We start from the raw sequence: 23,298 nt of genomic DNA, 5'->3' as shown, positions 1-23,298 counted from the left end.
TTAATCTTAGTATTAAAAGGAGCAGAAGATGTGAAGATTATTCAAAGAAGTTTTTAAATCGTTAACTAAAAATAAAGTTGTGGTAATTGGACTAAGTATTTTAGTTTTTTTAACTTCAGCAGTTTTTACTCTTCTAACAAGTGTTAGAAGTTCAATGGTAAGAAGTTTTGAAAATTACAAGAAAGTATCTGTTCTTCATGACGCCACAGTTGATCTTAACATACCATCATCAGGTAATGCATATAATCAAGGATACTTTGTTAATGGTGAAAGTAGTGATGATTTAAAAAACAGAACTTTTAGTGAAAGATTCTATAAACCTATTGAATATCACATTAACTATGACAAAACCTTTAAATCAACAGCTTTTGAAGAATGAAAAAAACATGTTGATAGCACTTTAACAATTGATAATGATATTAAAGAATATTTAAATGATCAAAACGGAGAAAATATTCTTTATTTAGAACACTTAAAAGAGGATTATATTCCACTTAATTTAATTCAAAGCACTGATATTAGCCAAATTAATGCTAATAATGATTTATATTTCAAAAAAGATGATTTATTAAATTTTTATAGACTTTCAAAAAATAGTGATTCTGGTGTTAATTTTAATTTAGATGACATAAATAATCCACGTTTTGAAGCGACACATGGTACTTGAGTTATAAATTTATACAAACAAGATGCAGAGGGAAATTATGTTCAAACAACTAAGGATATTAGACTTGAAAATTCTGCAACTTTAAATTTTGATCAAAATTATTATTTAGGAAATATATTGCAAATTACAAGCGATGAAAATAATATATACGCTTCACAAGTAAGTGCAGCATTTGTTAATTTACTTACAAAAGAAGTTACTTTAAAATTTGCAATAGGTAATGAATGAATTAGCAAGGGAATAGGAGTTAAAATTGAACCCCAAGTACTTGCAAATTATTTAGGTTTTAATAAAATCAATGAAAGTGATAATTTTTATACTTTAACTGAAAAGACTAAGGATTTAAGTAATTTTTTAATTTATGATCAAAACGCAACTCAAGAAGAAAAATATGCTGAAAGCACACAACTACAACCATCTTTTGTAGCAAGTTTATTTTTTGATCAGGATTTAAGAACACAAGAAATTGTGCGACTATTTTTAAAAAATAACCAGTCATATCAGTTGGATCAATCACTAATTGTAAATAAAAAAGATGAAACATCTTTTTTGAGATATAACTACTACATTTCATATGTTGATAAGAATGATGCAAAAAAACAATGACAAGGTTCATACAGAACTTTTATTGAAAATTTAGGTGATGTTAATGCTGCAAATCGTAATGAATTGTGAGATCAATTAGAAACCTTTTCTTACTGAAAGAAAAGAAAAGTTGAAACATGAAAAAAATATGTTCAAAATAATGGACAATGAGAAATTTCTAGTGAGGTTTTAAATTCAAAATTTGCTGAAGTATCATTAAGTGCTAATTATAATTTCATGGAAAGTGAATTCTTGAAACTTTACACCAATGATGAGAGAAAACTGCCAATTGATGATAGCTCTAGAAATGCTTATAAAATTGAAGAAAATGATGCAAAAAGTATTAAAGAAATAGAATTGTTCAATAATCCAAAATTAAGAGATGAATTGAAAGAAGACAAAATTGCTTTTTATAATGAGATTAATGAACAAAGAATTCAACAAAAACGTTTTGACATCATTAAAGATGCAGCATTAAGAATTACTAAAAAGACTATCGTAGATGGTGCGATTAATCTTGTTGGCGAAGATAACATTGGCCTTAAAAAAACTATTACTGTCGATGGATTAAACAAAGATGGTGCTAAAAATGTGTTTCACTTCATTGATACAGGAGATGATAATAACATAGTTGAAGGCGTGAAATTAAATGTTGGAAAATTATACGAAGAAGTTTATGATCCAACTATTTTGAATAATTTCCACAATAATGAAAGAACTATTTTTAATGATTATCAATTTCCACCTTTCATTGCAGGTGAACTATCCAAGTTAATTGCAAATAATTTATATGTTGATGAAAATTATGCTATTCTAAATATCTCTTTTGTTAACATAGTTGATTATCAACCAACATTAGATAAAACTTCTTATTTAGGTCAAACAAAAGTCTATTGATTAAATAAATATGTTGATCCTAAGAAAAATATTGATGGTTCAAAAATTCCTAATTATGAAGAATTAAATTTAGGTATTTTTTATGATCAAGGTTTAGTTAAATTTGTTAAAAAAATAGTTGAAAATGATCAAATTATCTATAGAACAGTCTATTTAGATGATAAAGCAATCAATGGTCAAGATTTAAATTTTGTTGCTAGATGAATAGAAAAAAATAATTTGACCTATGATACAAAATTTTTAAAAACAGATGGAGATGGTTGAGTGATTAGAGAAAATAATTCAATCTATGTTCCTTTAAGTTTTTGATCAATTAATAACGAAATTATTCAAAGAATTGTAAAAACTCAAAAAATTAGACCATTGATTGAAGTAATGGAAAAAATTCTCTTAAATTTAAACATTGTTAAAAGCGGATTTTTATCAAGTGATCTAGTTTATAAATTAATGCCCGTTTTTGAAGTGGCACTTGATGAAATTAATTTTTCAAGAGTGTTTATTTCGGGAAAAATAGATAATTCAACTTTACCAAAAATGGGGGCTATTTTATTAAATAAGATGGCTTCAGAACCATCTGGAAATTTAGTTAAAGCCTTATTTAAAGATGTTTTCAATAAAATCAAAACAGAACTAAGAACTAAAACAACAGTTGAAGAACAAAAAGCTTATTTAATTGAACAAGTTAATAATTTATTGAAAGGTTTTGCTGCTTTAACAGGCGGAGAGCAAAAAGAACAACCATTAGTAGCTTCAATTATTAATCTATTCAATGATCCAATTCAAATTTTTGATTTATTGAGTAATTTACTAGATTCTATTGATGTTAAATTATTTACTGACAAATGATTGGAATGATATAGAACAAACAGCGATAAAGATCTTATTTATAATGGTGAAAAATATACACAAAAATTAACAGCTTCAATTATCTTAAAATACTTTATTCAATCAATCGATTCTGTTTCATTAAAAGAAAGTTTGACTAATTTAATTGATAGTGTAGATTTTGGTAAATTATTTTCACTAGAAGATAATTCAATTTTTAAGGAACTTTTAAAAGACAACCAAAACGTTTTAAATTTAGTTCAAAACATTTTGCCAAAAATTGATAAGAATAAAGACGGAAGCTACTCTAATGTTAAAGATTCATTAAAGAATATCATCAAAAATATTGACCTAGATTACTTTAAACAAGCCTTAAACAGTGCATCAAAAATTAAATTTGTAAACTGAGAATTTGAATATAAAACTCCACAAGGAGTAAAAGTAGATGTATTTAAATTTGCACTAGATTCAATTGATAATAAAACATGATATAGATTATTAACAGAATCATTATTTAGTGCATCTGGATCAAGTAAAGCTTTTAAATCTAACATTGTAAACTTATTCAATCTTTCATCAAAAACAAGTGAAATTCAATCTGGAGATGAAAGTATTTGATTGCCAGCTGAAGATGAAGATAAATTATCATTATTTGACTTGATTAAAGGGTTTTCAGGCACAACAAATGCTTCTGAAAATGGAAAGATAACTTATACTAATTATTTAATTGAGAAAACATTACACAATTTAAAAAACACAGTTACTAACTCAAACAATAGTGAAATTAAAATTACCTCTCTTAATGATGAATTAAGAAAATTTACAAGAGAATATTTAACTAATGAACCTGTAGTAGATAAATCTTTATTACTAGATAAAATTGCTTTAGTTGAAAAATTTATTGATCAAACTAAAGGCGGCAATAGATTTATTGAAAATCTTGAAAATAAATCTGGTTCAGATCTACTAAAAGATTTAAAAGATTACAACGCAGGTTCAGCAACCTGATTAGTTTTAAAATCAACAATTGAAGAATTGATTAAAACCGATATTTCAGATTCTTATAGTTTAGGAGCAAGTTCATTTTCACTTTTTGCACCATATATAAGTTTCTATAGTAAAACTGATGGAACTTTTGAAGAGACAAATAAATTTGTAGACGACTTTTTAAAATTTGCTATTAATCCTGAAGTTTTAAAATTATCACAAGAAAATGAACCTAATGCTAATATTCCTTTTACTTCTTCAACCAATTATGCAATTAGTAAATTTTTATATGAACCTTCAAGAATTAATATTTTTGATTTAAATGAAAATGGTGAATTTATTAACTCACAAGTAAAAGAGTTAATTGACAATAATCCGAAATTTAAAGATTTTGTTTTATCAAATAAATTAATGTTGATCGTTCAATTAGGTTTTATAGGGCAGAGTGCCAAGTATAGTACACAAGATCCTAATAAACCAGAATTGTCTGCTTATTATCAAACTGTGAATAATTTCATTAAAAATTACTTATCTACAGAAGAATTCTTTGCAATAAAAAATGTAGCCTTAAAATTAGCAAATCAAATAAATCCTTCATTACAACTAGAATTTATTGGAATTTCTTCTTCACTTCTTAATCCTATTTTAAGACTTACTTTCCCTGAAATTGCTATTTCTTATTTAGCAGTTCAGAAGAAAACAACAAATACTGAATTAATCAATGGTAATTTGGCATATTTAGTTTTAAATAAATTAAATGATTTAGAAGTGTTAACCAATCATAAAACAAAAGAATATCAGTTATTTAATAACTTTTTAAGTGATGTTGTTGGTGATGCTGATTTTACTTATCCACCTTTAGATGTTAGTCAACAGTCAAATCTTCTTTTAGATGCCTTACAATTTGAATATTATAAAAATTTAGATATTCCTTCTTTTTTTGGACTTAAATTTAACGAATTATTATATGATGCTGTTAGATCAATTAGTCAAAAAACACAATATTCTTCATTTGCATTCAATAATCCAAGATCATACTTTGCTAAAGTTAATTTTGCCTATTTAGCAAGCAACAATAAGGCAATTTACACAGGTGAAGTGCCAAATAATCCATTATTAATAAATGAGTTTGTAAATAATTTAGATTCTAAATATGTGTTAGACATCAATGGACTTAAATTTATTATAGTGGGTCAAGAAACTACAGTTGATTACATGTATCCTGTCATTGATGAAAATAATTTACAAGTAAATACAACCAACCAAGCCTTAGTTTATGTCAATACTTTAGGATTCCAAAGAATTCAAAAAGCTTATGGTGGAAACGTTGTTAAATCTGTATTATTGGTAAAAAATTCAACAACTAAATCTAATGAAGTTCTAAAAGAGAATTTAAAAGAAGTTGTAAATAATGCTATTTCTTCAAATAACAATTTTGAAAGAGTATTTTTAACCAACGAAATTGATCCAATTAACCCTGAAAGAGCCTTAAGAATTGATGCGATTGTAAAAGTTATTAAAGCTATTTCGGTTGCAACCACAGGATTAGTATTGCTATTTAGTTTTCTAGCTATACTTTCGGTTGTATTTGTTATTAAAAGATATATTGCTTCAAAAAACAAAGTTCTTGGTATTTTAGTTTCGCAAGGTTATTCACCAAGCCAAATTGGTTTATCTCTTTGTGCTTTTGCAATAGTAACTGCTGTATTAGGCGGTATCTTAGGATACATCATAGGCAATAAGTTACAGTTTGTTGTGCTAGATACTTTTTCAACTTACTGAACACTGCCAAAAAATACCTTAAGATTTAATCCAATAGCTGCAATTTTTACCGTAATTACACCATGCCTAATTATTTCTGCAATTATTTATCTTGTAACTTTAAGAACCTTGCAAACTAAACCATTAGATTTAATTACTGGAAATACTTTAGTACCAAAACAAAAAGGATTCTGAATTTACTATAAATATGTAAGTAGATTAAATATTAAGAAACGTTTCTCATTCGTTTTGGCTTACACGGGTATATGAAAACTAGTTTCATTCATGATAAGCATAATTTTGGTTACATCTGCTTCGCTTTTTGGTGTAGCTAATAGAAACGTATTTAGTAATACAATAAATCGTACTTATGAAAATCGTTCATACAAATTTAAACTGGATTTAACTACTCCAACTGTTGAAGGTGATATCTATCGTCCTTTTAACACAAATGATGTTAAAGATCTTATTTATACACCGATTGGTATATCTGCTGAGGCACAATCTGAATTAAAAAATTATCTTGCTCCAGGAAGATCACCAGTAATTAATGGAACTGGAGATTTAAATGGTAACCCATTACCATTTGCTCCACACATTCTTACTCAGTTTTCATTAGATATAAATGTTGATTCAAGTATTTCACTTAATCCTTGACAAGTTTCATATAACTTAATGCCTGATACGCAAAAAAGCAGAATTGACGCAATTAGAAATCGTGTAGGATGACAATTAGAAAAAACTCAAAACAATAAAAAAATTGATGGTAAAACTTATATTTTCTATGAAGATCCAGTTACTTATGAATTAACATATGCAAACAAGGAAGATCCTGAAGATAAACATAGTTTCTATAAATACTACATTGCGCCAGGAGATAAATTTGGACAATTTAGATTTATGAAATGAAATGGATCTGCATATGATTTGATTTCAATTACAACTGCAGATAGAACAGCATATCGTCAATTCTTAGTTGAAGGTTACTTAGCTATTCAAAAACAAATTGATGCAGAAAGAGCAAATCCTAATTTAATTTCAAAAGAGCCAGAAAACTGACAAGGACTACCAGAAGCAAGACATTGATCAGCAGATCATGCTAAATATTTTGGACCAACAGTAAATGATTATTACATAAGTTTTAGTGGAACATATTTTGATCAATTTAATGATGAAACTTATACTTATCTTGAAAGTAATTATGGCAAAATTTATGGTTATAAAGAAAATAGTAGATTTATTAAACTAGTTGACTTCTTTAATAATGATTTATCAAAAGTTTTATACAACTTTGATACTCAAAATGAAACGATTTATCCATTAGTTATTAATCAAGTGGTGGCTCAAAAAAGAAATCTTGGTGTTGGATCAATTTTAAATGTTCAAATTAAAAACAATGTTAATAGATATATTGATACTTACCTTGAACATGAAGAAAAAGAAAGTTACAAATTTAAAGTTGTTGGTATTAATGAAACATATATTAGTGACGAATTAATTACCACACAAGAAGTAGCAAACAAATTAACAGGCTTAAGTAGATTAGCACAAGGGGTAGAAGGTTATGAACCATTTAATGGAATATTAACTAATTCAGAAGTTCCAGTTCAAATTCTTGGTTCTGCATCACTATACTCACTTAGTGGTTATTGACCAATTTTAACTGAAAATGTGGACGATAATCTAGTTGAAGCAGTGTATGGTCAATTATTTGATCCAGAAGAAGGATTATTTGTCCAAAATATCCTTAAAACAGGAGCAAACAAAGAATTTGCTCAAGCAAAATTATCTAAATTCTTAGATCCTAATGAAAGAGTAGAAAATATTCAAAATACCTATGAATTAAATAAAGCTAATGGTAAAAACTTTATTCAAAAATTCATTAGCAACTATAATGATTCTTTCTATTCGTTATTAGCAAAAACTATTGATTCAAAAGATATAGAAGTCGGATTTACCAATCAAATAGGATCAACGGTAAATAGTGTAACAATTGGAATTATTTGAATAACATTATTGATTTCACTTACAATTTTAGTAATTATTTCAACTTTAATGATTGGTGAAAACCAAAAAAATATCGCCATTTGATCTATTTTGGGTTATTCAGAAAAAGAAAAATTGAAAATGTTCTTCTCAATATTCATTCCATTCATTTTAATTTCAATTTTAATTGCTATTCCAGCAGTTCTATTAATGATTTACTTATTTAATGCCTTCTTATTAGGTGCAGGATCAATTGTTTTAATGTTTTCATTAAAATGATTCCATGTTCTAATTGTTTCAGCAGTGGTATTTATTGTCTTCCTATTAACTGCTTTAGCTACTTGATATTCAATTGGCAAAATTAAAGCCATCCAATTATTGAAAGGATAATATGTCTAAAAAACAAAAAGTTAATGATTCTCAAAAAAAGAATCTTAAGAAAAAAAATAAATCAGTCTTTTCACAAGAAGATGCTTTAGATATTCAAACTAAAGAAATTGAATTACCTGCTGAGATAAAAAAACAAAAAATTACAACAAAAAATGTTTGCCAATTACTTAGTCAAGTTGCAACTTCTAAAAAAAATATTATTGTTCCAAAAAAGATTTCAAAAGCTCTTTTGAAATTAGGAAATAAAAAACACAAAAAAGACAATAACGCAACTTTAAAAAATAAAGAAGGCAATATTATTGATGTGCAAAATGTTACAAAATACTACATTAATGGAAATGTTATTAATCACATTCTAGATAATATTAGTTTATCAATTAAAAAAGGTGAAATAATCTTAATTTTCGGAGTTTCAGGCGGCGGTAAATCAACCTTATTAAATTTAATTTCAGGTTTAGATAGACCAAATAGTGGAAATGTTATTGTTTGTGACAAAAACTTACCATACTTATCTAATGCCAAATTAACTCTTTTTAGAAGACACCATGTAAGCTTTATCTTTCAAAGCTATAATCTTTTAGAAAATTTAAGTGCTTATGATAACGCTGAAACAGGTTCTTATTTACAAAGGGATCATAATAAAAGAGTTGATATTGTGGAACTTTTTGAGCAATTTGAGCTTAAAGAAGAAATGAACAAGTTCCCTTCACAAATGTCTGGAGGACAACAACAAAGGGTTTCAATCATTAGAGCTTTAGCTAAAAATGCCGATATTATTTTTGCAGATGAACCAACAGGAGCGCTTGATACATCAACATCTAAAATTGTTTTAAAAACTCTTTATGAAATCAATCAAGCAAGAAACACAACCGTAATTATGGTTAGTCACGATCCTAAAATTAAACCAATGGCTAATAGAATCATTACTATTGCACAAGGAAAAATCAGTAATATTCAAGTTAATGAAAAACCAATTCATCCAGATAAATTTTATAAATAGAATTTAATTTTGAAAAAAGCAAGGTAACAAAAACTTTGCTTTTTTGTTACTTAAATATCTTATTTATAGTTTGTTTGGGATTACGAAAATAAAAGTAATAAAATAATTAATAAATGAGTTACTAGATGAATTTAAAATTTAACAAACACAAATTTTTATTATTTAATTTGTTTTTTATTGTTTTTTCATTAATTTATTCAATTGTTGTATCTATTAATAATGATCGAGAGACACCGTTTTTGTTAGCTTTGATAATAATATTAATTTCTTGATCTTTAATTCTTTTGATAGCAGACATTGTTTATATTACTTATGTTGACATGATTGGCATAAGCGAACACGGATGAGTTATAGGAGTATTTATTATAATTCAATCAATTGTGGCAATTTTTGGTTCAATTCATTTTGTGGTTATCAAAAAAATACAAAATCATGATGAAATGAAACAAATTGCATTGAAAAATTAATAAATTTCAGTCATAAATAAAAAAATATGAAAAAAAACAATAAATTTTCATATTTTTTTATTTGTATTTTTTATAAAAACGAATTTTCTTTAATTTAAGAATAAAATTATTGTACAGTTATTTTTTAATTAATCCTACATAATGATAAGGAAATTTATTAAAAGGAAATAAAATAAAACATCTTTTTGTTCTACTTTATTAATATATTTTTACTCTCAATAGCATTAATTCTAACAATTTTGATTGATCAATTAACAAATGAAAATATTTATACACGCCCACCACATGACACAACTTTAAGCGGTGAAAATGGAACAATACACACTTTATTTGAATCACTTAGTGTTATTTTAGTAATAATTACAGAATTTTTATTATTTTTTGTTCTTTTAGCTCTTAAAAATAATAAAAAATGACAACTAATTATTCATAGTTTATTTTTAGCACTTTCAGCTGCTTTATTTGGCTTTGGTTTTATGTATATGATTTATGCAACATCTAGTCCATTGTTAAAAATAATGGTTATTCCAGCAACAATAGTTTGTGTTCAACCAATATTATTAATTTCATGATCAACATATTTTATAGTTATATTGTCTAAAAAATTGATTAAAAGAAAACAAAAAACAACACTTAATTTAGAATATACAAAATAATCAAAAACTTTATCAATATTTGCCTAAAAGCGTATAAAAAAGCACAATTGAAAAATGTGCTTCCTCGATTGCAAGTTCCATTGCAACGGTTTGTCGCTATTCGCGAATTAAAAAACATTCCTTAATTTAAGTAAAATTAATGCGGGGAATGTTTTTTTTGTATTAAAAATGTCCCCCAAACAACACTAAAACATCACTTTGGAGGACTAAATTAATAATATCAAATTAACTTTTAAAAATAGATTAAGCATCGAAATGTTGCTTAAAAAATTTGATTATTCCTTAAGCAAAATTGCTTTAATTATAGGTATAAATAAATCTTCTTTATCTAGAGAAATAAAATTAAATTCTGGTTTTTGAGGTTATTTTGCAGATGAAGCTGAAGAAAAAAGTCAGCTCCGTAAAAAGTGATCTAGTTATTTTAAAATGATAAATAAATTTAATAATTATCAAGAATTTAATAAACAATTTAAAAAGTTATTTGATAAAAAAACATGGGGTGTGGAAATAACGCACCAGCAAATTTTAAATAATTTTCAAAATATTAAAATTCCATCTCTAAGAACTGTTTTTAATTGAATAAATTCCGGTTTTTGAATCATAAAATCTTCTGATAGATTAAGAAAAAAATATAAAAAAGGTGGAAAAAGAAACAATGGACCAATTGACAGATTGGTTGGTAAAAGATGAGTAAGGCCTTTTTGAACAAGACCAAATAATATTAATAACAGATCTGAATTTGGACATTGAGAAATTGACTTAATTATAGGTAAAAAAGCAACAAACTCAGAACATTTATTAACTTTCGTAGAACGTAAAACCAGATTTGGAATCATAAAAAAAGTTCCTTCAAAAAACTCATGAATTATTAATTTAATCTTATGAGATTTAATAAAAAAATATCGATTAAATGTCAAATCAATAACTACTGATAACGGTTTTGAATTCAATAAATTGTTTTATATTGGATATCGATTAAAAATATATATTTATCAAGCTGATCCATATGCTTCTTTTGAAAAAGGAACAATTGAAAATTTTAATGTTTTGGTAAGAAGATATTTTAAAAAACAAACAAGTTTTAGTGAATATTCGGACCAAGAAATCTTAGAAGTTCAAAATAAAATTAATAAAATGCCACGTAAAATATTTGGATGATTTTCTGCTGATGAAAATTTCTTTATGTTCAATAATATTGATGATAAATGAAATCCAATTTCTCTAGATGAACCTCTTTACAAAAAGAATAATTTAAAAAGACTAAGTAACACAAAAAGAAACCTATTTTTTAAAAAGAAAAAGTATTAAATAAAAAAACAAAAGCACTTTTATTACTTCAGACATTTTTTGTCTTTAATAATAAGCTTTTGTTTTATTTTAGCGTTGCAATAGAACTTGCATTTTGGGAAGCACAATTGAAAAATGTGCTTTTTATTTTTTATTTAAAAAATCTTCAACTTTAGGCTCAGCTAATAATTCTAAATATTTTTGTGGATATTTTTTAAAAGTTGAAACAACTCAGTATTTTATAGTTTTTAAAGCTTGATCTTTATCATGCTCTCTATCTAATTTTTTAATAAGCATTAATACTAAAAAGTTAGCAACAAAAATATTGGTTATTCATACAAAAATTAGAAAAGCTATTACAGTAACAATAATTAAAACAATTTTATTTTTATTTTCCATGTTCGGATCTTTAGAAATTGCAACAAGAGAAACTACCATAATAACAATTGCAAGTACCGCAGAAAGTAAAAATGTATTTATAAAAGTGCTTAAACGTCCTCTAAAAAAATTTGAATTAGCTTTAAAAACTTGATATCATCCTTTTGCCTTTTCATCTAAAGTTTTTTGAGTTGATGATTTAGTCATAGGTTACTCCTTTGAGATCTCTAACTCATAAATTGAATATTTTATAAATACGAGTTAAGTCAGGTTTGTTATTTATTTTATAGCCCTTATTAATAGCTATTTGTGAAAATATATTATAAGCATCAATATCTGATAAATCATTATTTTTTTCTAATTTTACATTAAAAAAAGTTTCAAATTTAGATGGGTAATATTGAGCTATAACTTTTAAATAATTATTGGCCAAAAACCTTAGTGGAAAAATATTTGTTTCAATTGAACCGATCATAGCCAATTTGGTAGCAGCAATTTGATCACTTAATTTAGGAAGCAATATACCAGGTGTATCCATAAAATAATAATTATCAACAGCAACTCATTTTTTTGCTCTTGTGACTCCTGGCTGATTTGCAACTTTAAGAGATTTTTTTTGAGACATTAAATTAATTAATGTGCTTTTGCCAGCATTAGGGACGCCAAGAACAAAAATTCTAATTTTAGAAATCAAAAATCCTTTTTCTTTATCCCTTTGAACTTTTTCTTTAGTTGCCTTTTTTATAGCACTTAAAATCATTTCTCTGCTTTTGTTTTTTCTTAAATCAAGTCATAAAACTTTTTCATCTTTGAAGCGTTGTTGAATTTTATTTTTTTTCTCACTATCCATTAAATCACTTTTTGTAATTACAAATAAACGTGGCTTATGGGGAGCAATTGCATCAAAATCTTCATTATATGAACTAATAGGGCAACGTGCGTCTAAAACAATGATAAAAACATCTGCAATAGAAGCATTTTCTTTAATTTCTCTCATTCCCTTAGCCATATGCCCGGGATATCAATTAATCAGGGTTTTTTCTTCACTCATTTTAAACTCCTAGTTGCATTTTTAATTCAAGTATTTCTTTTTCCAATTCAGCAATTTTCTTATTTTTTGCTTTTTTAATTTCTTCGAATTGTTGTGCAGCTATTTCTTTTTCTTTATTTAATTCGTTGTATTCTTTAGCTAATTCATTAAGAAAATTATCAACATCTAGAGTTGCATATCCATTAAATTCACGATTAAATTTAGCATTCATAATTTTTAAATTAACTTTATTATTTTTCATTATTCCCCTTGTTTACTATATATTTCATTTAAAACTATTCCACTAGCAACGGCAACATTTAAACTTTCAAAAGAAATAGGAATGTAAATCTTTTTATCGGCAAAAGAGTACAATTCTTGATTTATACCACGCCCCTCATTACCAAAAACAATGACTATATTTTCTTTTGGATATTTAATTGTTTTAAAGTCTTGAGAATCTTTATCTAAAGATGTTATAAAAACATGATAATTAAGTTTTTTTAATTCTTGTATCATGCCTAAAGATTCATCAATTTTAATTGTATTTATTTTAAAAATTGCCCCTTGTGATGAACGAATTATTTTGCTATTAAAAACATTAACATTTGTAATTAAAGTATCGAAACCAAATGCAATAGCATTTCTCATAATAGTCCCAACGTTTCCAGGATCTTGGACATTATCTAAAAAAATGATTTTTGAGCCTAATTTGTTATTTTTTGGTTTTTTGCAAAGTGCTACAACACCATCGGGATTAACTGTGTTGGTTAAAGTATTTAGAACATTTTCAGTTATTTTATAGGCGTTTTCGTAAACATTTTTATAATTAAGTTCATAAATTTCTTCAACTAAATTTAATTCTAAAGCCTCTTTAACTAAATGATAAGTTTCAACTATAAAGAAAGGAGATTTATTATCGTTTTGAATTTTTTTTAAATATTTAATTTTGGCATTTTGAACACTGCTAATAAGATCTTTATTATTTTTCATTTTTAAGATTAATTAAAAAATCTTTTCCTTTTTCACTTTCAAATAAGCTTAATTCTTTAAATTCTAATTGGCGCATAACTTCAAAACCAACAATTGCCACAGTATTTGCTAAATTAATTGAACGCATTGCAGAAATCATTGGAATTCTTAAACAGTCATCAAGATGATCAATTAAAATATCTTTATCAATACCACTTGATTCTTTTCCAAACATTAATCATACTTCGCCTGTTGTATTAAAAACTTCCTTAAAATCTACATCAGAATAGGATTTTTGTCCATATCTAGTTAAATAATGTATCTTTTTGTCACCATAAAGTTTATAAAAATTGCTATATGACTCATGAATTTCGTGTGGAATATCACTAAGAAGTCTCCCGGCAGCAGGACGTGAAAGATATTTGGGATTTAAATCAAAAGAAATAGGCTTAATAATGTGTAATTTTGCTCCAAGAGCAAAACATGTACGAATAATATTACCTGTGTTTGGTGGTATTTCAGGCTCAAAAAGCACAATATTTAACATTTTTTCTCCTTATTGTTCAGAAAACTTAAATTGTATATTAATAATATAGTAAAATGCTATACAATCTAATTATTAATTATATTCTTAATAGGAGTTTAAATGAAAACAATACTTGATATTACTCTTGAGTTTGCAAAAAAACACTGTGCTAATGGTAATTATGTTTCATTTAATGAAATTTTTACAGCTGTTGAAGAAGAATTAAAAGAAAAATGAGAATTAGAAGCAGAAGTTAAAAAAGAAACATATGAAAAAATTCAAGTTAATAAAATTGGTGAACTTTATCGTTTATTAACCGTAGATTCTCGCTTTGAAAGAAATGCAAATGGTGAATGAACCACAAGAGTAGGTTTTAAATAATAATTAAATGTACTTTCGGGTACATTTTCTTTTTTTATTTTTTTAATTTAAATTAGCAATTAATATAGTGTGAAATGATGAAAATATTTACTTTCAATATCTTTTATTTTAAGTGCAACGAGTTGTAATACTTTTAATGGTAAAAGTTTTCAAACCAGTTATATTAGTCAAATTTATGATGTTTATGATGGAGATACTTTTTACATTTTAATCGATAATAAAATCGAAAAAATTAGAGTCTTTGGAATTGATACACCAGAAATTAAAAATGATAAAAAAATAAAATACTCAAATTTATTTGCTCAAAAAGCTAAACTAGCAACTTTGAATTTTATTAAACATACTCCATTAAAAATTACATTTTTAAAGTTTGATAAATATAAAAGAAATGTTGCACTAATTCAAAATTCTTTAAATCAGGACTTAGGTCAATTTTTGATTAGGGAAGGTTTAGCAAAAATTCAGTATGTTTCAAATAATCAATGAAATAAAAATTTTTTCATAAATGACTATCAATTAGTTGAATATGTAAAAAAATTAGAAAAATTGCAAACAATTGCTAAGAAAAGAGAAAAAGGAATCTGAAACCCTAAATTTCAAGAAAAAGAAATTTTTAGAAAATAAGTATTCAAAATAAGACTTAGTATTATATAATTAACAAGCAATTTAATAATTGCCTCTAACTAGTGGGAGAGAAATCTAAAAAGTATCGCTAGTACCACATTATCGAAAGGATAACAAAACATGGCAAAATCAAAAGCTGATATTGTACGTGTTCGTAAGTTGCAATTTTTAGCTGGTCAAGCTAAACCAGGACCTGCTTTAGCGGGTGTTGGTATTAACATGCCAGACTTTACAAGAGCATTTAACGACGCAACAAGGGACAGAGGAAATGAACCGGTTCCTGTAGCAATTACTGTTTACAAAGACAAATCATTCGACTTTAAATTATTTACTGCACCAGCAAGTTTCAAACTTAAACAAGCTGCAAAAATCACAAGTGGAAGCTCAAATGCTAAAACTACTAAAGTTGCTTCAATTACAGTTGATCAATTAAGAGAAATTGCTGAATACAAATTACCAGATTTAAGTACAGATAACGTAGAAGCTGCTATGAGAACTATTGCTGGAACTGCAAAACAAATGGGAATTACTATTGAAGGTTATGATCCTAAAGGAGAAAGCAAATAATGGCTGCTAAATTAGGTAAAAAAATTAAAGCTGCTCGTGAATCATTCGACAAAACATTAGCTTATGATTTAAAAGAAGCTTTAGACTTAGTTAAAAGAACCTCATACACCAAATTTGATGGATCAGTTGAATTAGTTTTCAAATTAAACTTAGACGTTCGTAAAGCAGATCAACAATTACGTGGAGCTGTATTATTACCAAATGGTACAGGAAAATCAGTAAGAGTATTAGTAGTAACAAACAACCCAGAAAAACAAAAATTAGCTAAAGCAGCAGGTGCTGACCAAGTAGTAGATGGCTTAGAATTAGAGGGCAAAATTAAAGAAGATAACTTTGATTTTGATGTTATGGTTGCTGACCCAGCGATGATGCCTTTATTAGGAAAATACGGTAAAAAACTTGGACCTAAAGGTCTTATGCCAAACCCTAAAACAGGTACAGTTACTCCAACTCCTGAAAAAGCAGTTGAAGAACTTAAAAAAGGTAAAGCAAACTATAGAACTGATAAAGCCGGAATCGTTCACACAATGATTGGTAAAGTAAGCATGGATACTGACAAATTAGTTGAAAATGCTAACACAGTAATTAACTTAATTAAAAAACTTAAACCTTCAGCAGTTAAAGGAACATACATTCAAAACATCGTTGTTTCTGCAACAATGGCTCCAGGTGTTAAAGTTAAATTAGAAAAATAATAAAAATCAGGGAAACCTGATTTTTTATTATCCTCGATTGCAAGTTTCATTGCAACGGTTTATCGCTATTCACGAATTAAAAAAACATTCCTTAGTTTAAGTAAAATTAATGCAGGGAATATTTTGTATTAAAAATGTCCCCCAAACAAGACTAAAATACAACTTTGGAGGACTAATTAATAATATCAAATTAACTTTTAAAGATGGATTAAGTATTGAAAATATTATTTAAGATTATTTATTATTTAACTAAAAATAACTTTAATTATAAACATATATGAATTAGAAAAAAACCAACCCAAATTTTTAAGATCATTTTATTAAATAATTAAAAATAATAATTTAATCACTTAAATACATTTTTTTCAATAGATTTTCTAGTTGCTTTGTTCTTTCCTTTATGTTTTCAAAATCTTTTAATTCTTCAACAGGAATAAGGATATATTCATCACTAAAATTTTTATTTTTATAACCCTTTAAAAGATTAAAACCAATTTGTCCGAGTTGATCATTATATTTTTTAAGTTTTTCATCGAATCAATCATTATTCACAATTGAATTAAGTGTTTTATTAAGCGGCAAACCATTTCCTAATTGCTCAACAACAATTTTATAGTCTTCATGTTTTTCGATAAATGTTTTTGATTTTTTTGGATAAATATGTTCATAAGAATTTTTGCTTTTATAAAAATTAAAATAATTTATTAATTTATCTTTTATTTTTATGTTCTTTGGACACATTTCTAAATTATTAATTAAAAATCATTCGATTTTTTTAAGCAAATAATTTCTTTTTTTATTATTTTCAAAAACGTTATCCATTTCAAAATTTGATTCATCCTTAACGAAAGAAAATGACATAAGTTCTTTTTTTAGTTCAAAAGGAGAATTTATTTCATTATTTTTAATTTTATTTGCTGTTTTGATCATTAATTCAGTAAGAGAATTTCCGCCAAAAAATGATGTTTTTCATTTAAAATGAAACTTTTCAATTTCATGAAGTCATTCTAATATATTTGAATCAAAAATTTCATTTTTATCTTCAAAATAATTAAATTTATTAAGTATCGATCAAATTAATGGTGTGAAAACAGAGGCACTGTTAGAACCTCCAGATACATCTAAAAAAGGAGAAATATAAAGTTTTGAATTATTTTTTTCTATTTCTTTATAAATGTTATCATCTTGGTTTATTAATTTGAAAATTGCAATTTCTTTAAAAAATAATTCAGTTTGAAATGTCATATTTTTTGAGTTATTTGAATAATTAGTTTCTTGAACATAAGTTTCTAAATCTAATCCATTAATTTGAATGGATTTATTTAGCATGTATTGAAAATAAATATTTAAAATATCAAAAGTAGTGAGATGTTTAAGATTTTTTTCTTTAAATAAATCTATATGTAATAGTCTGGAAATACATTTTGCAAAAAGATCAAGTGAATTTTTATCAATTGTTTTATCCTTTTTACGAAAACGTGAAATTATTAATTTGTCAAAATTCATTAATATATTTTCAAATAATGAAAAAATTTTAATTCCTTTTTCAACGCACTTTGGCTTTAATTCAGTTGTCATATATGATCAGAGTGAATTTTTAATTAATTCAAGATCATTTAATTGCATTGAACGAGAATTCATTTTTTCAAATAACAAACTAGGAAATTTTATTTTTTTATATGTTGTTAAGGTAAGAATAGTCTTGTTCAAAAGAGAGTTAACAAAAGAATTTAAATTGTTTTTGTCTCATACGCCATCATGGTTAAATTTTTTGATTAATATTTCTAAAATATAGTTTAAATTATCAACAACATTATAAGAATTGAGTAGATAATTACTATCTACTCCCTCTATTTTTATAATATCTTTTTTTGTTTTGTTAATTTTCTCATCATTGAAAATATTTTTTAAATGTTTAAAAGATATTTTATTGTCTAAATCAACAAAAGTATTAATAAAATTGCTGTCTTTAAACATTTTAATAAATAATTCAGGCATTTTCATATCATTTATTAATTGAATAAGTTTAAATAAAGCGTAAGAAATTAATGCCAAAGTAATTGTTCTTTGTTGTCCATCAATAACTAGTTGAGTTAAAGAGTTAATTCCTACATTGCCTGCATTTTCATCTTTTGAACATAGTGAAATATTTCCGATATTATAGTATTCCATTTTTTCAATAATTAAGCTATCATAAATGTCATTAATAAATTTTTCCAACAAATCTCTAGTTCAAGTATATGCTCTTTGAAAAATAGGAATATCGCATTTAAAAGGGATTTTTTGTCTATTTTTATCAAATCCGGAAAAGGAATATAAAAAGTTTCCGACAGAATAAATTTCATGAGTTATAAATTCGTTTAAATTTGATGTTGTATTAACAACGGCAACTGAATTTTTTTCAATTTCTTCAAAGTTGCTTTTTAAAACAATTGCATCATCAATAATTTTTGAAATATTTATTTCTTTATTTGCAAACTCGCTAATTAAATTTCAAAATTTTTCAATTTCATTTAAATTATCTTGTTTATGAAAAATAATATTGGCGATGTCTTTTCAATAAGATTTATCTTTGTTGTCTAAATTATCAAATAAATTAGATAAATAATTTACAATAGATAGATTCTTTTCGGAAGAAAGAATTATAGATGTAAAAAAATTACTACTTTTAGAATTATTAGTAAAAAGTTCTATCATTTTGTTTTTGATACTAGACTCTTTTGTTTCTGTTCTATTTACATCACTTAAAATATAATTTAATTCATATAAAGAATCTTCTTTTTCTAAAAAATTGTTTAATTCATGTAAATTCGAATGAAAAGTGTCTTGAATTAAACTATTGCATTTTTCTTTAAAAAAATTAAAATCATTCAATCACTTCTCTAAAGTTGTTATAAATTCTTGCTCTAATTCATAGTGTTTGTTTTTATTGTCTCTTTTAATAAAACCACACAAAGATCAAATATCAAAAATTTGTCTTGCTGTTGAACTTGAAACTCTTTGATTTTCTTTATTTAATTGAAAAGAATGATCATTTCATTTTCATAGCAATAATCCATCTTTGAATATGATTTGAACGTTTTCAAAATCTTTTTTCTCATTAATTTCATTTTTATTTTTTTCTAAAGGTGCAAAAAGATAATCTTTGAAATAAGAATAAGCATTAGTTCCTAATTTTCAGAATTTTAAAAAAATATTATTTTTTATTATTTTGTCATTTTTTGTCATTTTTAATTTTCTCTTTCATTAAATTAATTTCTACATCTTGAATTGTTTTAAATACTGATTTAAGAACATTAACATCAATGGAATTCCCTGCAAAACGATAAAGAGAAGTTTTAGTTAAAATTTCTCTTTTTATAAAATAATTTAATTTATCAAAATCACTATTTTCAAAACCCATTATTTTAAAGGCTTCGCGAGGCGTAATAAAACGATGATTTAGATACCTTTCATCATTTGTTTCATAATTTATATATCCTGCATTTGGAAAACGATCTTGTCTAGTAGTTAAGGTATTTATTGTGAATTCTTTTGTTTTTGCAAAATTAATGTCATTTAAACATTTTCCTAATTCAATCATTTTATGCCTTGATTTAGTATTTCTAATAGCAGCATTTTTTGCTTCTAATTCTAAAGTATTATTTAAATCAAAAATATTTCGATATTTTTTTTCTTGTTCTCTTATATTTTTAAGCTTAGATTTAAGTCCAATATTATTAATATAATTTTCATATTCTTTATCATTTTTAAAAGGTGTTGGTATATGTTTTAAAGTACTTAACGCAAAAACACGCTCTCTTCTTTGTAACGATCCATGATTTTTTGCATTTAAAACAGCAGTAAAAGTTTTATATCCTAATGATTTTAAAAATGTTTTCCATTTATCATATTCTTTTGAATATTTTCCAACAAGAGCTTTTACATTTTCTAAAAGTAAATATTTTGGTTTTTTGTCTGAATTACTTAGCAAACGACCAATTTCTCAAATTAAATGACTAGTTGATTTATCATTCAAAATTCCGCTATCTCTTCCCATATTTGCAACAGATAATCCTTGACACGGAAAAGAATAAGTAATAAGATCTATATCCAAATCATCAAGAATAGATGATTTAATTTTTGTAATATCACTTAAATTATTGTTTAAGATATTTGCAGCGGTTAAAGTTTTTTTGAATTCCAAGGACTTGCTAATAATTCCTTTAGAATGGTATTTACTATCAAGTGAAAATATTTTGTCTTTTAAATAATTATTTAATTTTTTTTCTTCATTTAGATTTTTTTTATTCAATATTTTTTCAATATTTTCTTTATGCAGCTGATTATGTATAGCTGCATAAGTAATAATGGATCTAGCATCTCATTCTGAAGTTGCAACAATTTTAAGATTTACATCTTTGTTCTGGGAGTTTACATATTTAATACTTTTATGTTGAGCACCAATTCCAGCAAAAGTTTCAAAAACTTTTAAAACTTTTGGCATGCCAAAAAAGCACCATTTCTGATGCATTTTTTGTTAATTATTTTATTAAAAGTTTGATTCTGCTGGAATTGGCTATAAGTATTTAATCTCTTGATATATATATATATATATATATATGATCTAATTTGCTGTTGAGTTAAATTCATGATCAGTTTACTTTCTAGAGTTAATTGTATTTCAGTTTTCTTTTAAAAATAATAAAGCTTCTTCATAAGTATTGAATTTTTTTTCTTTAACAAGTAGGTGAAAAATTCCATGAAGAATTGAGTATACATTTTCATATGCGTTTTTTTCCTCATTTTCAACTAACGAAGATCAAACGTAAGTATTTCATAGTAATTTTTGGAAAAGTTTTATGTTATCTAAGTCTTTATATTTTTTCAATTTTTCATAAAAATAACTAGATAATGTTTTTTTCTCCATAACGGAAGAATTATTAATAAACATACTGCTTCTAATAAGAATGTTTGAATAATCACTTTGACTTACTTCTTTAGTCTCTAATTTATTTCAATCTAAATTATCCAGTTCTTGTACATCATCAATAACTTTTTTATATTTGAAAAAAAAGTATGTTACAACGGCAGGAATTAGCATAATTAAACTGGCATAGATACCTGTTGAAATAGCATTAAGTTCTTTAGATGCTTTTGAAAAAAATAAAGAAACAACAATAATTATTCCAATCAATGACAATCCTATTGAACTTAGTAAAAATAATAAATTAATTTTTTTAGGATTATTTTTCACTACATAAGGAACGCTTTCGTGTTTCTTGAAAACAAATGAAGCAAGACCCATTGCATTTCTGTATAAAAAGACAGCCAATGTAGCTAAAACTACAGGGAGAATATAGAATATGTTATGAGTAACATTGTTCAATAATTCTGAGTTATTGGCATTTTCTGCTGCACTAGAAGTAGAAGTGTTCATGTCTTCTGCTCTTATAAAAAAATTTAGATTCATTTTTTTCCTATCTACTTGTTATAAAGCACTAAAGCATAAATTTCATCCATAATTTCATTGATAGCTTTAGAAAATTCATATTTATTCAAAGTAATTTTATATTCTTGATTCATAATTAACTTTTCAATAAACATGTTATTTAGAAGTCTTAGAATTTCTTCAATTTGTTTGTCTGATACTTGATTTTTATCAAGTTCTAAATGACCAATAATCTTATCATTATGGGTTATTGGTAATTTTACCAAATTAGCTTTAATAAAATTAAATCCATTTTTTATTTTAGCATAGAAGTATTTTTTATATTCATCTCTTAAAATAGCAATAACTTTAGTTTTGTAAAAAGTAGTTCCAACATTGTAAAGTTGAACTCATTCATGATCTTTATCAATGTAATATTCAATTTCATCTTCTAACACTAAGTATTGATCTTTAGAAATAGGGATAGAATATTCAATTTCATGAAATTTAAAAGAAGCAAAGTATTCATTATTGTTAGTTGAAGTTTTTAGAGTAAATTCATTATGAATGTTATTAAAATCTTTAATACGATTTTTACTAAAAGGCAAATAATCAAGATCTTTTTGGCACATTAAAAAATTATTGAAAATATAAATATGATTTAGTGGAGAAAGATCTAAATTAAAAGAAAAATTTTGAAATTCAAAAACGGTTTTAGCCAAATTATTAATTTTTTGCTCAAAATCACCATCAAAATTTGTGAAAAGAATTTCTTTGTTAATTCTCTTTATAAAGGTATTAACAAGTCACTTTAATTCATCATTGGTAAAATTTGCATAGGTATTTCTATCTAAAACGATTTTACCTGCATTTATTCATTGTGTATCTTTTAAAAATTCTTTAGTGTACTCTTTAAGAAAATTTTCATTTGCTGCTCAATCATATCTTCTTCAATATTTATTAAAATCAGCGCCTAAAAATAAAATATCAAAAGTCATTAAATTTTTAGATTTACCTTCTTTAAAGGGAATTTCGACAACCTGGCTTTTGATATTTTTATTTTTATCTTTTACAATTTTTTGAATTTTTATATAGTAATTTCTTTGCATAATTATTCACCCTAATCTCTTTTTATGTTTAAATTATATATTATTAATATTCCTTATAATTAGATATATATAAAGATATAAAACATTTTTTATTATAA

17 protein-coding genes and 1 pseudogene are annotated in these 23,298 nt (G+C 25.2%); 9 read left to right on the top strand and 9 right to left on the bottom strand.

Translation table 4 applies throughout. The annotated features are described in order from the left end of the window. Positions 1–28: 28 nt before the first annotated feature. The 5 genes from EXC37_RS03160 to EXC37_RS03140 all read left to right on the top strand — a co-directional run bounded on the left by EXC37_RS03160 (position 29) and on the right by EXC37_RS03140 (position 11,529). Positions 29–8,098, top strand: coding sequence for an ABC transporter permease (locus tag EXC37_RS03160; RefSeq protein ID WP_029892115.1), 8,070 nt, complete (start codon positions 29–31; stop codon positions 8,096–8,098). Between the two features lies 1 nt (position 8,099). Next, positions 8,100–9,098, top strand: coding sequence for an ABC transporter ATP-binding protein (locus EXC37_RS03155; protein ID WP_081840317.1), 999 nt, complete (start codon positions 8,100–8,102; stop codon positions 9,096–9,098). Between the two features lie 125 nt (positions 9,099–9,223). Further along, complete coding sequence (locus EXC37_RS03150) at positions 9,224–9,565, top strand: hypothetical protein (RefSeq protein ID WP_029892116.1); 342 nt, start codon at positions 9,224–9,226, stop codon at positions 9,563–9,565. A gap of 239 nt (positions 9,566–9,804) precedes the next feature. Further along, positions 9,805–10,221 carry a hypothetical protein gene (locus EXC37_RS03145; protein ID WP_129693847.1) on the top strand — a complete coding sequence of 139 codons (417 nt, stop codon included), beginning with the start codon at positions 9,805–9,807 and terminating at the stop codon, positions 10,219–10,221. Positions 10,222–10,476: 255 nt separating this feature from the next. Continuing rightward, positions 10,477–11,529 (top strand): IS30 family transposase, encoded by a 1,053-nt coding sequence (locus EXC37_RS03140; protein ID WP_129693835.1) that lies wholly within the window; start codon positions 10,477–10,479, stop codon positions 11,527–11,529. Positions 11,530–11,652: 123 nt separating this feature from the next. On the opposite strand, the gene EXC37_RS03135 is transcribed toward EXC37_RS03140, so the two are convergent. The 5 genes from EXC37_RS03135 to EXC37_RS03115 are packed head-to-tail and all read right to left on the bottom strand — an operon-like array spanning position 11,653 to position 14,435. Then, positions 11,653–12,093, bottom strand: a complete 441-nt coding sequence (locus tag EXC37_RS03135) for a hypothetical protein (RefSeq protein WP_029891935.1) — start codon at positions 12,091–12,093, stop codon at positions 11,653–11,655. Next, positions 12,086–12,937 carry a ribosome biogenesis GTPase YlqF gene (ylqF, locus tag EXC37_RS03130; RefSeq protein ID WP_029891934.1) on the bottom strand — a complete coding sequence of 284 codons (852 nt, stop codon included), beginning with the start codon at positions 12,935–12,937 and terminating at the stop codon, positions 12,086–12,088. The genes EXC37_RS03135 and ylqF overlap by 8 nt, the downstream gene beginning before the upstream one ends. A 1-nt stretch (position 12,938) precedes the next feature. Next, complete coding sequence (locus tag EXC37_RS03125; RefSeq protein ID WP_006608344.1) at positions 12,939–13,178, bottom strand: MAG0865 family DivIVA-related protein; 240 nt, start codon at positions 13,176–13,178, stop codon at positions 12,939–12,941. Continuing rightward, a complete protein-coding gene (locus tag EXC37_RS03120; RefSeq protein WP_029891933.1) occupies positions 13,178–13,909 on the bottom strand; it encodes a TrmH family RNA methyltransferase in 732 nt (243 codons plus the stop codon). The genes EXC37_RS03125 and EXC37_RS03120 overlap by 1 nt, the downstream gene beginning before the upstream one ends. Continuing rightward, a complete protein-coding gene (locus EXC37_RS03115; RefSeq protein ID WP_029891932.1) occupies positions 13,899–14,435 on the bottom strand; it encodes a tRNA (cytidine(34)-2'-O)-methyltransferase in 537 nt (178 codons plus the stop codon). The genes EXC37_RS03120 and EXC37_RS03115 overlap by 11 nt, the downstream gene beginning before the upstream one ends. Positions 14,436–14,534: 99 nt before the next feature. On the opposite strand from EXC37_RS03115, the gene rpoE reads away from it, so the two are divergent. From rpoE to rplA, 4 genes and pseudogenes are all read left to right on the top strand, one after another. Further along, on the top strand, positions 14,535–14,795 hold the full coding sequence (gene rpoE / locus EXC37_RS03110; RefSeq protein WP_006608341.1) for a DNA-directed RNA polymerase subunit delta: 261 nt from the start codon (positions 14,535–14,537) through the stop codon (positions 14,793–14,795). 69 nt (positions 14,796–14,864) lie between these two features. Then, the gene (locus EXC37_RS03105) at positions 14,865–15,419 is read left to right on the top strand and encodes a thermonuclease family protein (protein WP_029891931.1); all 555 of its coding nucleotides are present in this window, start codon (positions 14,865–14,867) and stop codon (positions 15,417–15,419) included. 120 nt (positions 15,420–15,539) lie between these two features. Continuing rightward, a pseudogene (gene rplK / locus EXC37_RS03100) lies at positions 15,540–15,983 on the top strand (50S ribosomal protein L11); the annotation flags it as partial. A gap of 2 nt (positions 15,984–15,985) precedes the next feature. After that, positions 15,986–16,681 (top strand): 50S ribosomal protein L1, encoded by a 696-nt coding sequence (gene rplA, locus EXC37_RS03095; protein WP_006608338.1) that lies wholly within the window; start codon positions 15,986–15,988, stop codon positions 16,679–16,681. 342 nt (positions 16,682–17,023) lie between these two features. Here rplA and EXC37_RS03090 read toward each other — a convergent pair whose 3' ends face one another. The 4 genes from EXC37_RS03090 to EXC37_RS03075 form a co-directional block, all read right to left on the bottom strand. Beyond that, positions 17,024–19,909 (bottom strand): DUF262 domain-containing protein, encoded by a 2,886-nt coding sequence (locus tag EXC37_RS03090; RefSeq protein WP_029891930.1) that lies wholly within the window; start codon positions 19,907–19,909, stop codon positions 17,024–17,026. Beyond that, positions 19,878–21,167, bottom strand: a complete 1,290-nt coding sequence (dcm, locus tag EXC37_RS03085; protein WP_029891929.1) for a DNA (cytosine-5-)-methyltransferase — start codon at positions 21,165–21,167, stop codon at positions 19,878–19,880. The genes EXC37_RS03090 and dcm overlap by 32 nt, the downstream gene beginning before the upstream one ends. A 153-nt stretch (positions 21,168–21,320) precedes the next feature. Then, positions 21,321–22,133 (bottom strand): hypothetical protein, encoded by an 813-nt coding sequence (locus EXC37_RS03080; protein ID WP_029891928.1) that lies wholly within the window; start codon positions 22,131–22,133, stop codon positions 21,321–21,323. 11 nt (positions 22,134–22,144) lie between these two features. Then, a complete protein-coding gene (locus EXC37_RS03075; RefSeq protein ID WP_029891927.1) occupies positions 22,145–23,200 on the bottom strand; it encodes a hypothetical protein in 1,056 nt (351 codons plus the stop codon). Positions 23,201–23,298: the final 98 nt, after the last annotated feature.

It is taken from the genome of Mycoplasmopsis columbina (assembly GCF_900660685.1).
Classification (GTDB): domain Bacteria; phylum Bacillota_I; class Bacilli_A; order Mycoplasmatales; family Metamycoplasmataceae; genus Mycoplasmopsis; species Mycoplasmopsis columbina.
Note: the sequence above shows the minus strand (reverse complement) of the source record. Positions and strands in the feature narration are given on the sequence as shown.